The organism is Lactonifactor longoviformis, from assembly GCF_042848515.1.
GTDB classification, from domain to species: Bacteria; Bacillota; Clostridia; order Lachnospirales; family Lachnospiraceae; genus Lactonifactor; species Lactonifactor longoviformis.
This window is the reverse complement of the sequence record NZ_AP031453.1, coordinates 3223088-3239082: the sequence shown is the minus strand read 5'-3', so window position 1 is coordinate 3239082 and position 15995 is coordinate 3223088. Positions and strand designations below refer to the sequence as shown.

Sequence of the window (15995 nt, the reverse complement as noted above, 5' to 3'; positions counted from 1 at the left end):
AAGGGGGCCAAATGAAGAAGTATCTGACAAAAAAGCGGATAATCTGTTATCTTTTCTGTTTTATACTGGTCTGTACTGCAGTGCTGGGAATCACTTATGCCCGTTACCGGACGGAAGTTGCCGGTGCGGCTGCTGCCAGTACTGCCGATGTGGCACTCAACAGTTCCATTGACCTGAGCAGCGCACTGAAGGAAATGGTGCCAGGGGAGAAGAGAGAGATTTTGTTTTCCGTCACAAACCAAAAAGACGCTTCGGTGAGCGAAGTAGCACAGGAATATTCAGTTACCGTTACTTCCACAGGAAACCTGCCTTTGACCTATGAACTGGCAGAAAAGGAAGCCGTCAGCAATGGAAAAAGCGTGGAATCTCCTCCGTCAGTTCAAGACTTATCTTATGTGTGGACCGGGGGAAGGCTGCCTCACGGTGCTGCGGCTGTTCACACTTATACATTGACCGTAAGCTGGCCGGCAGCCCAGGCGGACGGCAGCTATGCGGATGAATTTGATCGGATCACTCTGACGGTAGATGCAAAGCAGGTAAAACCTAAGACGAACTAATGGACAGGAGGCACAGGTATGAAATTTTTACATATAGAGAATAAGGACAAACGCCGCTGGCTTCCGGCCCTGGTTATTCTCACGGCTGCAGTTTTGCTCTCCTTCGTTGGAATTACAGTGGCACGTTACATCACCCGGCAGGAGGGGAAGGGAACCGCTGAGGCAGATAACTTTTACTTTACCAGTGATCTCCTGAGAGAAAAAGAGGAGAACGCCTGTTATTATGTGGACCCCCAGACAAAAGAGATTACAGTTACACTTTCAAATGCAGCGGATGCGAAGAGAGTAACGCCCGGGACAATAACATACCGTGTGGAAGTAACTGGCGGTACAGCTGTCTCTGGGAGCGGAAGTCTGCCGGGAGGGAAAGAAGAGAAAGCTATTGTTTCTGTTTCTCCTGATCCTGATGCAAAGGAACTATCAGTTACGGCAACAGCCGCACCATATGAAGAGTCACTCTCCGCGGTTTTTAAACTGGCCCTGGGGAATCAGTACACAGTAGAAGATGCTGCGGGTAATGCAGCAGCAGTACTTACCATAACCTGTACGGATGACAGAAAAGAGATCCCACTGACACTTCCGAATCAGGTTATACCGGAAGAGGCCAATGACAGAGTAGAAATGGGAAGCAGCGGTTACATGTATAAGAGTCAGGGGAAGGGAATTTATTCCCTGGTGCTTTTAAAAGCAGATACCACACAAGATTTAACCCAAAAGGGCAGTTTTGCGGATCAGATTGTCTTAACAACAGAACCATAGCGGAAAAGAGAAGCTGTGGTTTTGCCCTGTTCATAGGAGGAGCGACATGGAAAAAAAACAGAAAAAATTTAGTGTGCACAGATGGTACCGTGTCCTGGCAGTTTTGCTGGTACTGTGTCTGGCACTGAGTTATCTTAATATGAATTCCATCCTGGCTTATGCAGAAGACAGTGCTCCTGTGACGGTTGATGTAGGTGAAAATGTGTCAGCTGTCCTCCAGGACGGAATACTGACCCTCAGCGGGCAGGGAAACACTGCAGATTTCAGTGCAGAGACTGCCCCGTTTCTGCCATATGCAGAGGAAATACATACTTTGCTGATAGAAGATGGAATTACCTATATCGGTTCTTATCTGTGCTACGGCCTGAGGAACCTAAAGGGAGTACTGACGCTTCCGGAAAGTATATCCGGTTTTGGAGACTATGCATTTTCCGGCAGCAGTCAGAAAGACGCGCCTGCATTTACGGAGATACATAATGAATTCACAGGGACAGATACCGTTATGCAGCAGGCCATAGAGCATCCGGAGACTATTTTTTCTGAGGGGCAATCCGGAACTATGGATGTTTCGGAGCATAATCTTTCCTTTTTTGAGGCAGCCCAGGCCGCCGGATACTCTATGAAGAGTGAATCTGTGGAGGCGCTGCCGGATGATATGACGGAGCCTGAACTTCCTGCATCTGAGGAGGCAGCCGCGGTTTCCGAAGCACCGGAAACTTATGCCGCAGAGGCAGCCGGTACAGTGTATGTGAATCAGGAGACAGGAAGTGATGAGACAGGGACAGGGACGGAAGCTGCCCCTTATCAAACCATTGAGAAAGCTGCCGCAGGGCTGCAGGAGGCAGGGGCCGGCAGCACAGTGGACGACAATAAAATTATTATTATAGGGACTTATGAACTGCAGAGCAGGGACTTTTTAAATGAGAATCCCATCCCTGTCACAATTGCAGGAAACACAGGCGACTGCGTATTGAAGGGTCCATACGAAAAGGGGCAGGATAAGGCGGAGCTGCAGTTATATTTGTATGATGGGGTTTGCTTTGAGAACATTATAATAAAAAATATAAATCATATCTATGGCAATGGACATGACATAACCATAGGCAAGAATGTTGTAAATGCCACAAAAGAGCCTGATGATTACGCCCTGGGATTCTATTTATACGGTTCAGGGCAGCATGGATTGGTAGGGAATTCGGTAGGGAAAATTTCTGTCTACAGCGGTACAACCACAAGAATCGTGGGGTATGTGAGAAATAACTCCAGTATTAATACATCAGGCCTTAAAGCTGATATTACGGTGGGGGGAACGGCCAATGTGTCAACGGTTGTTGCAGGGAGTGCCAGCGGCGCGGTAACCGGGGCTGATGTGGCGATTTCTGTTGAAGGCGGCTACGTGGGCACTTTAATCGGGGGAAATCAGGGATTCAGCAATATATTATCCCCTTATGAGGGGGATACATCGATTACTATTTCCGGCGGGACCGTTTCAACCATTTTAGGTGCGGGCAGCGGCAGAGCGGTAAGTATCCCAACGTATTGCGGCAGCATGAAGATTGATGTGACGGGTGGTTCGATAGGAAATATCTATGGGGCAGGTTCTGCAGCTTATGTGCTCAGTAAAGATAATCAAAAGTCTGAGGTTAACATATCCGTGACTGGCGGCAGTATCAATAATATTTTTGCCGCTGGGAAAGGCGGGGACAACAGTGTAGCAGAGAACGAGAACATCAAATTCTCGGAACAGACTCCGCCGGGGATGTTCGGCAGTATGACCGGAACGGCCAACATCACTGTTGGAGGCAATGCCGTGATAAATGGCAGTATTTATGCCAGCGGAGAGGGATATGTGGACCAGAATTATGGAACAGAGAATGCATTTTTAAGCGGCAGTGCTGTCATAACCGTACAAGACAGCAGCATTGTGAAAGGAAATGTCTATGGCGGGGGCAAAGGGCTGAAACAGCCCGGATACGAAAGCTGCGCCCGTGTGGAGGCAGATTCTTCCGTGGAGATAAGGATAGAAGGCGGCAGTATTGAAAACAATGTCTACGGCGGCGGAGAAAATGGTATCGTTAAGGGTAAAAGTATTGTATATATGGGCGGAGGCACTGTCAAAGGAAATGTCTATGGCGGCGGGGAAAATGGTTTACATGAAGGAAAAACCGAAGTGCAACTGGGCGGGGGCATTGTGGAGGGCTCTCTGTACGGAGGCGCCCTGGGCACGCCCGGAGAGCGTTTGGTATACGGGGGCTCCACGGTGAATATGACCGGAGGATGGATACGCGGCAATCTTTACGGAGGCAGTGAACTGAGCGATGACGGTCCGAAACCTGTGGATGGTGAGTCATCTGCAGATTTAAAAGATTTGATCTTTGTGAATCTGGCCGGGGGCACCGTGAGCGGCAATGTGTTCGGGGGCGGCTACCGGGGGACTGTCAACGGATCTACGCATCTGCATATCGGTGCGGATGCACCCAACGAATGTGCTTACTATGCAAACCACCAGGAAGAGAAGCCCAGCCTGTCCCCGGCGGCTTTGGCGGTGGAAGGCTCTGTCTATGCCGGCGGGGATTACGGCGGAGGGGACACGGTAGATTATACTACAATAACAGTTAACGGCACTTCCCATGTCTATATTGACGGAACTGGCTATAATACAGGGGTATCCGGCAATGGTTCTGACATGGTCATTGCGGGAGGAGTGTTCGGGAGCGGGGCTTCCTGTGACGCAGGAGCCACCCGCCTGGTGACTCTGAAAAACTACGGCAGTCCGGTTAGAGATGAAACAGGAATTGTGAAGGGAACCACCCGTACACTGGCTGCTATTCAGAGGGCAGACCGGGTAATTCTGACGAATTCTCATGTGAAGCTGACTGGACAGTCTGATGTGGCGAATTCCAACCAGACAGCCCTGTATTCTCTGAACCGTATCGGAAACCATGGGAATAGCAGCAGTCTGGGAACGCTTGGAAATAGTCTGGTACTCCAGGGAGGCAGTACACTGGTGTTAGAATCAGCGGTGAATGAAACAGCAAATTACAAAAGCGTGGATGAGGATGGGAATAGCGTGGCAATGGGTCAGCTGGAAACTTGTCCCAACACAGTTGTTTTTGACACTGGTACAGTTTTCCGTATTGCTTCCGCCAATGAAAAGGAAGTATCCGGGGAAGAGATTTACGGGGAAGTATCCGGTTATACCTATTTGCTGGCAGATGATAAGGCGGATGCTTATGCCTATGCCCGTGTGAAGACGGATTCACAGCATAAGACGGACGGAGGTTTTGTGGATCCTGAGAATAAGGAAAAGGAACTGGAGTATACGAATGTAGGGACTCAATACCGTTACTGGAGGATACAGGGAAAAGAGTCTGCTGCGGCGTCCCGCCATATGGTGCTCACAGCACAAACTCTGGCAGAGGGAGACAGCGGCTTTGGAAGCGACGGATATTCTGTGGCGGAGGGAACCATAGAACTCCCGCCGGCAGCGGCAGGTTCTTCTTATATGATCCAAAGCATCACGATTCCCACAGAAACAAATCTTGTCCTGGCGGATGCGGCGAAAAAAGGAGCAGAGGCAGACCGCTGGGTGACAGCAGCAGAGAACTCTTCTAATACAGAAGAGATAATTCTGGAACAAGAAAAGCAAAAGATACAAGGTGACAGTGCCTTTGGTCTGTTTATGAAAATGGGAAGCGGATTTTCCGATGCGGACGGTGCACCCGGCAAGGTGATTTCCAGAGCAACAGCCGCGGCGGACGGGAAAAATTCCATCATCGGCCAGAAGACAGCGTCTGTGACAGCGGGGGGGACACCCTACATAGATTTTACTCTGACATATAAAAATCAGGATATTGCAGTCAGCAAGACGCTGGGTACGGTGGTGATCGAGCTGATGCGAAATGATGGGTCAGTGCTGAATATGAATGTGGAGATCGTTACAAAAGCGAAGGCTCTTGCAGATCAGACGGTGGAACTATATGCTTCTCAGCGCGGCAGCTATACCGGCAGGATGATCATTCCGTCCGGTGCCAGCCGGAATCTGAAGCTGACAAAAGTTACTGCTCCCTCTTCTTTTGTGACAGGTGACGGGCAGCTGGAGAAGAATAACTTTGCCGTGTCCATGCTGCCTGTGAAATCACAGGGATGGAATACCGCAGGGTTGTTGACAGAGGCATATGACTTAAAGGCATTCACTTCATCTCCTGTAGCCATAGGTACCACGGACAGCCGTTACCAGGCTTCTATTGAGTTTACTCTGCAGAATGCGCCGGGCTTTCCAGCAAAAGCAGAATCGGATGAGGTGACCCTGACGTTTTCAGACGAAAACAGCGGTGAGTTTCAGGTTTTACTTAAAATCCACTGGAAAGATTCTATTGTGTCTGAGGTTAAGACAGTCCCTGGAAGACAGTATAATAAGATGTCTGCACAGAATACACCCAGAATTTCTCAGAAAAGTGCGGTTACTGCGGCATTTACACTGAGCGGTGACGAGAATGTCTCTAATCTGTGGCTGGAACTTCGGAGAGGAGAATCGGGAACGGCTGTGCTGTATGCGGAAACCAGGCTCACAGTAATTTTGGCCGGCCGTTTTTACAGTTATCAGATAACGGGGGAGGAAGCTGCCGATAAAGTCAGCCTGTCACAGTTTACACAGATGTGGGAGAGCACTAAGCTCGCAGGCAACATTTCTAAAGATACCGTGCTGACAGTAATCATGGATTTTGGTAAGGCGGAAGGTGTCTCTAACGATGATTACAGCCTGCGGTTACGGAGTGATACGAGTGCAGACTCTGCAGGCGCAGACTTTACTGTGTACAATGAGGAAGCTGCGGTAAGCCTGTCCGCTGACGGAGGGCTTTCCAGAGGAGAATATACGTTCCATCTGAATATTTCACCGAATACAGACACCAACCTGATGGACGGAGCGGCAGCAGTATTCTATCCTGAGAACGGAAGCCTTCCGGAGGGTGTGGTATTTGAGTACCAGGGGGAGGAATATTATCCCAGCGGCGGAAAAGTGTATGTGCCCCTGGGAACACCCGGATCTCATGATTTGGTTATGAATACTTTGAATTCAGCCGGTCTTGCGGCCGGAAATCTTACCTTTAAGGCAGAGATTTATCCCATAGGCCAAAGTGCCGGCGAGGCATTAAAAACCTGGTCAGCTTCCTGCAGCTGTAATGTGACGGAGAACCCAGAGCAAGCGATCCTGATTACATTGGAGAGTGAAAGCCGCATTGTGAAAGCAGGGACACAGCTTACCTTTGCCGCTGACTATTCTGTTACTGGTGAGGGGGAGCATGCAGTTACACTGACGGTACAGAAAAAAGAAAACGGAGTCTATCAGCCGGCTGAGAAATGGCAGTACAGCGGGGGCCAATCTATCACAAATACCTCAGGTACAGAAACAATTGATGTAACAGTGCCGGCATCGGCTGCTGCCGGAACCTACCGGCTGTGGTTTGGATTCGGGGAACAGTCTGTACCCTATAATATAATAGTAGAATAGCCCAAAAGGAAACAAGTGAGTAACCAAATAAAAAACGGTGTTCGGACCGCAGGTCCGGGCGCCGTTTTTACCCTTTCTCTAATTCAATCCTAAAACATTCAGGGGAATCTCATTAAAAAAGTAATGACATCCCATCAGTTCTATATAATCCAAAGTGTCTTTATACTGATCTGCCCGAAACCAGTTATTCAGCAGATAGACATACTCCACCCACATATTCAGAGGCTTGAAAAGCTTTTGATATTCCCATTTCTTAAAATGGCAGTTGGGCAGCTTTTCATCCACAGACCCCGGGGAACTCTGAAATTTTTTCTCTATAATATAGACGGTTGCGTTGTTATAATTAATGAATGCTTCGTCTGGAAGCCACCGTTTAGAATTATAGTATCTGTAGTCGATCCCTCTGGGTTCCAGAAATTGGGTATAGAGCTTGGTTTTGGCCACGGACATGCCGATGGGCTGCTGGAGCATAAAGCCGTCTTTTCGATAAATGCTGCAGTCGATCACTTGATAGCCTCTGTTTTCCAGGGCCTCATTCAGTGAAGTTGTCTGTTCAAAGAGAAGGCCGTTGGCATTGGTTCTGGCCCCGCCTCCGTGGATGTTAGGTATTCTGGACATAGTTTTCCTCCCTCAGTGTGTTTTGTCTATTATACCAATCTGCGGAACAAAAATCTACTGGTAAGACAGAAGATACCTCTTGTCAAACCATAGTAAAGTGGACTATAATAATCAAGAATGATCCAGGATAATACAGGGAATTCAGGAAAAACTGATAGTGAGAAAGAAAGGGTCACATACTATGGAAATTTTGAAACGAAACGGGCAGGCAGAACCCTATCAGTGGGAAAAGATAGAACACGCAGTACGTCTGGCATTCCGAAGCGTGGGACAGGAGCCGGATAAGGATACACTGCGGGATCTCACAGAGGCTGTGGAGGCCAGGATCCAGAAGCTGGTCCGGGAGGGGGAAACCCTTCATGTAGAACTGGTCCAGGATCAGGTGGAGAAGACACTGACTGAGAGAAATTATTATGAAGTACTGAAAAGCTACATCCTTTATCGGGAGGAGAGAAGCAGAAAGAGAAAAGCCAGACAGAATATCGCCGCCTATTTTGCAGAGACAGAGACGGAAAGGGAGGAGATAGACAGAACCCTGAAGGCTGTTCAGTCAGAATATCCGGACACACCCTATGATCTGGAGCATCTGCTGATTAAATTTACCTCTTTTTTTAAACAGAGCATGAATGGGAAGGAAAGGCTTAGAATTCTCACCCAGGCGGCAGTGGAGCTGACTACCCAGGAAGCTCCAAAATGGGAGTTTATCGCCGGAAGACTCTATATGCTGCAGTTTGATAAGCAGTTAAAAAAGAATATGAAGCAGTACCAAATTACGAATTTTTATGAAAAGGTGAAGTATCTGACAGAAGAGGAATTATATGGGAGCTATATACTGGAGCATTACTCCAGGGAAGAGCTGCTTTTCTATGAAACCTATCTGCAGGAAGAACGGAATTATCTGCTGAACTATTCCGGCCTTGAGCTGCTGCTGGGCAGGTATGTGATTCGGAACCGGCAGCAGATTCTGCTGGAAACGCCCCAGGAGATGTTTTTGGGGATTGCCATGCATCTGGCTATGCTGGAAACAAAAGACAGGGATGGATGGGTGAAGCGCTTCTACGATATGCTGAGTACCCTGAAGGTCACTATGGCAACACCCACTCTTTCCAATGCCAGAAAGCCATACCATCAGCTCTCTTCCTGTTTTATAGATACGGTGCCGGACAGCCTTACCGGAATATACAGAAGCATAGATAATTTCGCCCAGGTGAGTAAGTTTGGGGGCGGTATGGGGCTGTACTTTGGAAAGGTGCGGGCAGCGGGAAGCAGCATCCGCGGGTTTAAAGGTGCGGCAGGAGGTGTTATCCGATGGATCAAGCTGGCCAACGACACGGCGGTGGCGGTAGATCAGCTGGGGGTCCGCCAGGGAGCGGTGGCTGTATATCTGGATGTGTGGCACAAAGATCTCCCTGAATTTCTGGCACTTCGGACAAACAACGGGGATGACAGAATGAAGGCCCATGATGTCTTCCCGGCGGTATGCTATCCCGACTATTTCTGGGAGCAGGCCAGGGATAATCTGGAGGGAGACTGGTATCTTATGTGTCCCCACGAAGTACAGACAGTCAAAGGGTATGCCCTGGAAGATACGTGGGGGGAAGAATGGACGGAAAAATACCTGGACTGTGTGGAGGATCACAGAATTCATAAGCGGATTATCCCCATCAAGGATATTGTCCGGCTGATTATAAAGAGCGGGGTGGAGACAGGCACTCCTTTTACGTTTAACAGGGATCTGGTGAACCGGGCAAATCCAAACGGCCACAAAGGAGTTATTTACTGCAGCAATCTCTGCACAGAAATCGCTCAGAATATGAGCGGGATTTCTCAGGTGGATCAGAGGGTGGAGACCATAGACGGAGAAACCGTTGTTGTGACAGTGACAAAACCCGGAGATTTTGTGGTCTGTAACCTGGCAAGCCTTTCTCTTGGAAAGATCGATGTGAAGAACCCAAAAGAGATTATGGAGATCACAAGAAGTGCGGTGCGGGCATTGGATAATGTAATCGATCTGAATTTCTTTCCTGTCCCCTATGCAGAGGTAAACAACAAAAGATACCGTCCCATTGGCCTTGGCGTCAGCGGCTATCATCATATGCTGGCCAAACAGGGGGTTCTGTGGGAGTCAAAAGAACATCTGGAGCTGGCGGATCAGGTATTTGAAGAGATCAATTATGCGGCTGTCACAGCCAGCTGGGAAAATGCGGCAGAAAAAGGCTGTTACGAATATTTTGAGGGAAGTGACTGGCAGACAGGTGCTTATTTTGAAAAGCGGGGATATGACAGCAGCCGCTGGGAGACCCTGAAAAACCGCGTAAAGGCGGACGGACTGCGCAATGGCTATCTTCTGGCAGTGGCGCCCACCAGCAGTACAAGTGTCATTGCGGGTACAACTGCGGGGGTAGATCCGGTGATGAACCGCTATTTTCTTGAGGAGAAGAAGAATGGCCTTATGCCCCGGGTAGCACCGGAGCTGGATCTCTCCACCTTCTGGTTTTATAAAAATGCCCATCATATTAACCAGGAGTGGTCTGTGAGGGCGGGGGGCGTGCGCCAGCGGCACATTGACCAGGCCCAGAGCATGAATCTATACATTACTAATGATTATACTTACAGCCAGGTGCTGCGTCTGTATATTCTGGCCTGGGAGTGCAAGGTGAAAACGCTGTATTATATCCGCTCAAAAAGCCTGGAGATAGAAGAGTGTGAGGTATGCTCCAGCTGAGGGAGCAGGTGAATCAGGAAGCAATGGAAGAGGAGAATAGTATGGAACAGCTGAAAAAGAAACCCCTGTTTAACCCTCAGGGAGACATTGATGTAAGAAAACGCCGCATGATTAACGGAAATACAACAAACCTGAATGATTTTAATAATATGAAATATACATGGGTCAGTGACTGGTACCGCCAGGCTATGAATAATTTTTGGATCCCGGAAGAGATTAACCTGGGGACGGATGTGAAGGACTACGTGCAGCTGGCGGAGGGAGAGAGAAGAGCCTATGATAAGATCTTATCGTTTCTCGTATTCCTGGACAGCATACAGACAGCAAATCTTCCTGCGGTAGGGGAATATATTACGGCCAATGAAATCAACCTGTGCCTCTCTATCCAGACCTTCCAGGAGGCAGTCCACAGTCAGAGCTACAGCTATATGCTGGACAGTATCTGCGAGCCCCAGACCAGAAATGAAGTTCTGTACCAATGGAAGAATGACGAATATCTGTTAGAGAGGAATACTTTTATCGGAAACTTGTATAATGAATTTCAGAGAGATAAAAGTCCCTTTACCTTTGTAAAGACACTGGTGGCAAACTATATCCTGGAAGGCATCTATTTCTACAGCGGATTTATGTTTTTCTATAATCTGGGGCGGAACCATAAGATGCCGGGCTCTGCCCAGGAGATCCGGTACATCAACCGGGATGAGAACACACATCTGTGGCTTTTCCGCAGTATCCTCCTGGAACTGAAGGAGGAAGAACCGGAGCTTTTTACAGAGGAAAAAAACGCGGTCTACCGGGATATGATCCGTCAGGGCTGTGAACAGGAGATCCGCTGGGGCCATTATGCCATAGGAGATGACGTGCCGGGACTTACCCGGGAAATGATAACGGAATATATCCAGTATCTGGGAAACCTCCGTTGCCAAAGCCTGGGATTCGCAGTATTATATGAGGGTAGAGAAGAAGAACCCTCCAGTATGGGATGGGTAAGCCAATACAGCAATGCCAATATGATAAAGACTGACTTTTTTGAGGCACGGAGCACAGCCTATGCAAAAAGCAGCGCATTGGTGGATGATTTGTAATTGATGAGGCTTGTTTTCTTCCGTAAAAATTAGAAAGAGAGGATTTGCTATGAAACCGACAGAACTTAAAAAGAACCTGTACTGGACAGGGATTTGCGACACTGAGCTGAGGGTATTTGACATTATCATGGAGACCGAATTCGGCACTACTTACAATTCTTACCTGATAAAAGGCAGCAAAAAGACAGCCCTTATTGAGACAGCCAAATATAAATTTTTTGATTCTTACGTAAAGAAGCTGGAAAGCCTTATTGATCTGCGCAAAATTGATTATATTATTGTCAACCATACAGAACCTGACCATGCGGGGAGTGTGGAGAAGCTGATAGAACTGAACCCCAATATTAAAATTGTGGGAACCGCGGCGGCGCTGGGATTCCTGAAGAATATTGTAAACCGGGACTTTTACAGTATTGCGGTGAAGGAAAATGATGTACTGTCTCTGGGAGACAAAAACCTGCGGTTTATGATCCTTCCCAATCTCCACTGGCCGGATACCATGTATACCTATCTGGAAGAAGAGCAGGTGCTTTTTACCTGTGACTCCTTCGGCAGCCACTACAGCTTTGACGGAATCCTTCTCAGTGAAGTGACAGATGAGGAAGGGTATAAAAGAGCGGCAAAGTATTACTTTGACAACATTATAGGACCCTTTAAGCCATATATGCGAAAAGCACTGAAAAGGATTGAAGATCTTCCGGTGAGTATGATCTGTACAGGCCACGGCCCGGTGATTGACTGCAGAGTCAAAGAAATCATCGGTTGGAGTGACGAGTGGAGCAAAGAGACAAATCCGAACACGGAAAAAACCGTCATTATTCCTTATGTAAGTGCTTACGGATACACCAAAGAGATGGCAGAAGAGATAGCCCGGGGCATACAGGACAGCGGGGAGGTTGCTGTGCGCATGTATGACATGGTAGAAGCAGATCCGGCGAAGGTTATGGAGGAACTGGGGTATGCGGACGGCGTACTGTTCGGAACGCCTACGATTGTGGGGGAGGCCCTGAAGCCTATCTGGGATCTCACCACCTCTATGTTCCCCAGGATTCACGGCAAAAAGCTGGCCAGCGCCTTTGGCAGCTACGGGTGGAGCGGAGAAGGCGTGGAACATATTCTGGAGCGGCTTCGCCAGCTGCGGATGAAAGTAGTTGACGGACTGAAGGTACGCTTTAAATCCGGCAAAAATGACTTGATTGAAGCCTATGAATATGGATACAATTTTGGATGTATCCTTCAAAACAAAGAGAATCCCAGAACGAAATCCGCAAAACGCGGTCTGGTAAAATGTCTGGTATGCGGGGAAATTTTTGACGAGAGTCTGCAGATTTGCCCGGTATGCGGCGTGGGAAAGGAAAACTTTGTGCCGGTTGAGGAGGAGGAGAACAATTTCCGCAGGGATACGAGCGAAAAATTCCTGATCTTGGGCAACGGCGCCGCAGGCGTCAGCGCTGCGGCTGCGATCCGGGAGCGAAACGCCACATGCTCCATTGTTATGGTTTCCAATGAGGAAGTTCTCAGCTATAACCGCCCTATGCTTACAAAATCCATCCTGGCCGCTTTTCAGCCCTCCCAGCTTGCGATCCATGAGGAGAGCTGGTATCAGGAGAAGAATATAATAAATGTGCTGGGAAGAACCGTCTCAAAGATTAACACAAAGGAAAAAGAAGTGGAATTTACCGACGGCATGCGCCTGCAATATGATAAATGCATCTATGCCCTGGGGTCTGAATGCTTTGTACCGCCAATACCGGGCACAGAAAAAGAAGGGGTAATCGCCATCCGCAGGCTTACCGATGCGGTGGAGGTAGGAAGCCTTCTGCCTAAGATAAAGCACGCAGTTGTCATCGGAGGGGGTGTTCTGGGACTGGAAGCTGCCTGGGAGATCAGCAAATCCAAATGCCAGGTCACCGTTTTAGAAGCAGGAAGCCAGCTTATGGGCCGTCAGCTGGATGACGGAGCCAGCGCCCTTCTGAAAAAAATAGCGGAAGAACAGGGCATCCAGATCCGCCTGAATGCCAAAATCAGTGCGGTTGAGGGGGAGACCAGCGCAGCAGGGGTACGCATGGACGACGGGGAGGTGATTCCCGCAGAACTTGTGATTATCTCCGCAGGAGTCCGGGCAAATACCGCGGTTGCGGATAAAGCCGGAATCAAAATCGACCGCTCTGTGGTGGTAAACGAGAAAATGGAGACAAGTGAAGAGGATATCTATGCCTGCGGCGACTGTGCCCAGTACCAGGGAATCAATTATGCCATCTGGCCCCAGGCCCTGGAGATGGGTAAGGTAGCAGGCGCAAATGCTGCCGGGGACAGCCTTGTATATGAGACCGTGCCTGCAGCCTTGAGCTTTCATGGAATGAATACTTCCCTGTATGCCATCGGCGATCCGGGCAAGAAGCCGGAGACAAAATATAAAAAGGCAGAGCTGGCGGATGAGTGGAAGAATACCTACGAGAAATACTACTTTGTAAATAACCGGCTGGCAGGGGCAATCCTAATTGGAGACACCTCAAAGATGGCACAGGTAACACAGGCTATGGAAAAGAGCCTGACGTATAAAGAGATGTTTAAGTGATTGGTTTGGGATTATAAAGCGCGCTGGATATAGAAAGAGCAGGTTTAAGACGGACGGATATGGAAGGGCTGGCCGGAGGGGAAGGCACTGGCACCCCAAAGGATGGGGCAGGTCAGCTCGAGGCTTTGCTCCCCTCAGCTCAGTCCTGCCAGCTGCTAGGTTCGTCAGGAGAGCCTTCCTCACCAATCAGCTGGCGGCCTGGATCTTCGGCTCGCTCCGCTTAACCTCCCTGACCTGCCCCATCCCCTGGGTCCCCCTGTGCCAGTGCCCTCCCCTCCGGCCCCCTTCCATATCCTGACATAGGCTCACTTTATATCCATAGAAAGTGGGAGGGTAAAGTCGTATGTTAAAAGCTGCAACTTTTTTCATCACTTATCCTATATCCATTTTGTGAATGCAAAATCTGAGATTTTTTCTGAGCAAACAGATGAGAAGGAGATTGTGTGGGGCTGGCCGTTGGAGGGAGGACTGTGTTCCGAGGACGATTCCGCAGGAGTGATTAGAGAGTCTAAGACAAAACCAGAATCCCCGCAGGAGATTTTTTCGGCAGTCCAGGCCGAAAAAAAGTGAGAATGGGCAGAGAATGCATCTAAAGCATTCTTTGACCATACGAACGGTGCTCCGGAGGGGATTCTGGTTTTGTCTTAGACTCTCTTCGCGACGGAGGTGTCCCCGGAACACAGTCCTCCCTCCAACGGCCAGCCCCACACAATCTCCCTCTCATCGTCCGTCTGCGACAATCCCGATTTTAACAGTCAAACTCCAAATCACAAAACAATATCCTCTAACTTCCTCTTCGGCACATAATGCACATCATTATCATCCCTATAATACTTTGTATTCCCATCGGTTACCTCGGTAAGGATGATTTTTTCGTCAGGTTTGCCAAGGGCAACTACAAGCATAGGAATGAGAGATTCCGGGAGATTCAGGGCGGCGGACAGTTTTTCGGGGCTGAAGTTGCCGATCATGCATCCGCCCAGGCCTTTTTCAGCTGCAGCGAGAAGTATTGTCTGTGCAGCGATCCCCACATCTTTCTGGAACAAGGTCAGAGAGGCGTGAATCCTGGTATCCTGGCAGATGACTAGGTAGGCGGCAGGCTCTTTGCCGGGATGGGGGAGCGTGAGGTGAGGGAGTGCGGCGGCCCATTTTACAAGGGGATGGATCCGGGCTGCGGTGTCTTCCTGGTATGCCAGATAATATTTCAGAGGCTGAATGTTTACACTGGCCGGGGTGTATCGGGCGCAGTCCACCAGATCCAGCAGCTCTTCCTCTGTTATTTTTCTGGTGGGATCGTACCCGCGGAAGCTCCTGTTTTGTTTTACTAAATCTTTGAACATAGAATATCCTCCTTCTTTTTTATTTGTTCAGCATAAGATAAAGTTAAATCTTTGTCAATGAACATAGAAAAATTGGAAAGATAACGGGAGAATAAACCGGCCCGATTGCACAAATACTATCCATGTGAGGTGATAGTATGATAGATAATGAAGAACTGCCCATCGGCTTTACCATGGAACTGGCTATGCATTCAGACGCGCTTGTGCGTTTCTCTGCTATGAACAAGGAAGAGCAGGAAAATATTATAGACGGGGCAAAACAGATAAAAAGCAGAAATGAAATGAGACATTATGTGGAGAATATATTCTAAATCTCCGGGACAGCCAATGAAAGAACAAAAAAGTTCTTCCATTGGCTGTTTTAATGCATAGGAGAGATATTTATTTAACAAAAAGGAGAAAAAACCTAAAATATGTGAAAAAAATAATCAATAATGAAAAGCTATAAAAATATAAACAAAAATATTCTGCTAAATTCATTAAAATCTAATAAAATCCTGAAAAGTATCAAAATAAAATTGACAGGTTCAAGGACTGGTGATATAGTGAAGGCAAATCAAAACTGGTTGGACCAGTAAACCAATTAAACCAGTTAAAGGAAAGGAGGAATATGGGGTTGGCAGTCAAGGTGGAGAAGGAAAGGTGCAAGGGATGCCAGTACTGTATCAAGGCATGTCCCAAGGATGCCGTTTCCCTGTCCGGCGAAAGAAACAGCCAGGGGATCGAGTACATAAGTGTAGACCTGGAGAAATGTGTCGGATGCGGAACCTGCTATACGGTTTGTCCGGATTTGGTATTTACGATCAGTTAACGGAGGAGGT

Annotated in this window: 10 protein-coding genes; 8 read left to right on the top strand and 2 right to left on the bottom strand. The window is 48.4% G+C overall.

What is annotated here, in order from left to right; genetic code table 11:
- Window positions 1–11: 11 nt before the first annotated feature.
- From ACGHCT_RS14785 to ACGHCT_RS14775, 3 genes are read left to right on the top strand one after another with little or no spacing between them, the layout of a single operon-like run.
- Window positions 12–557: a hypothetical protein gene (locus tag ACGHCT_RS14785; protein ID WP_072854268.1), complete on the top strand. Its 546-nt coding sequence runs from the start codon at window positions 12–14 to the stop codon at window positions 555–557.
- An 18-nt stretch (window positions 558–575) separates the two neighbouring features.
- Complete coding sequence (locus ACGHCT_RS14780; protein ID WP_390436574.1) at window positions 576–1316, top strand: hypothetical protein; 741 nt, start codon at window positions 576–578, stop codon at window positions 1314–1316.
- Between the two features lie 46 nt (window positions 1317–1362).
- Window positions 1363–6828, top strand: a complete 5466-nt coding sequence (locus ACGHCT_RS14775) for a hypothetical protein (RefSeq protein ID WP_390436572.1) — start codon at window positions 1363–1365, stop codon at window positions 6826–6828.
- 78 nt (window positions 6829–6906) lie between these two features.
- Here the strand turns inward: ACGHCT_RS14775 and ACGHCT_RS14770 are convergent, their stop codons facing one another.
- The gene (locus ACGHCT_RS14770) at window positions 6907–7446 is read right to left on the bottom strand and encodes a PD-(D/E)XK nuclease superfamily protein (RefSeq protein ID WP_390436571.1); all 540 of its coding nucleotides are present in this window, start codon (window positions 7444–7446) and stop codon (window positions 6907–6909) included.
- A 181-nt stretch (window positions 7447–7627) separates the two neighbouring features.
- On the opposite strand from ACGHCT_RS14770, the gene ACGHCT_RS14765 reads away from it, so the two are divergent.
- Genes ACGHCT_RS14765 through ACGHCT_RS14755 form a run of 3 tightly spaced genes read left to right on the top strand, consistent with a single transcriptional unit; the run spans window position 7628 to window position 13834 of the window.
- Window positions 7628–10171 carry a ribonucleoside-diphosphate reductase subunit alpha gene (locus tag ACGHCT_RS14765; protein ID WP_072852266.1) on the top strand — a complete coding sequence of 848 codons (2544 nt, stop codon included), beginning with the start codon at window positions 7628–7630 and terminating at the stop codon, window positions 10169–10171.
- Window positions 10172–10212: 41 nt separating this feature from the next.
- A complete protein-coding gene (locus tag ACGHCT_RS14760; protein ID WP_072852268.1) occupies window positions 10213–11256 on the top strand; it encodes a ribonucleotide-diphosphate reductase subunit beta in 1044 nt (347 codons plus the stop codon).
- 49 nt (window positions 11257–11305) lie between these two features.
- Window positions 11306–13834 (top strand): FAD-dependent oxidoreductase, encoded by a 2529-nt coding sequence (locus ACGHCT_RS14755; protein ID WP_390436569.1) that lies wholly within the window; start codon window positions 11306–11308, stop codon window positions 13832–13834.
- Window positions 13835–14601: 767 nt separating this feature from the next.
- Here the strand turns inward: ACGHCT_RS14755 and ACGHCT_RS14750 are convergent.
- Window positions 14602–15174, bottom strand: a complete 573-nt coding sequence (locus ACGHCT_RS14750; protein ID WP_390436567.1) for a nitroreductase family protein — start codon at window positions 15172–15174, stop codon at window positions 14602–14604.
- Between the two features lie 137 nt (window positions 15175–15311).
- On the opposite strand from ACGHCT_RS14750, the gene ACGHCT_RS14745 reads away from it, so the two are divergent.
- Both ACGHCT_RS14745 and ACGHCT_RS14740 read left to right on the top strand, forming a co-directional pair.
- Window positions 15312–15485 carry a hypothetical protein gene (locus ACGHCT_RS14745; protein WP_167594275.1) on the top strand — a complete coding sequence of 58 codons (174 nt, stop codon included), beginning with the start codon at window positions 15312–15314 and terminating at the stop codon, window positions 15483–15485.
- Between the two features lie 305 nt (window positions 15486–15790).
- On the top strand, window positions 15791–15985 hold the full coding sequence (locus ACGHCT_RS14740) for a 4Fe-4S binding protein (RefSeq protein ID WP_242946768.1): 195 nt from the start codon (window positions 15791–15793) through the stop codon (window positions 15983–15985).
- Window positions 15986–15995: the final 10 nt, after the last annotated feature.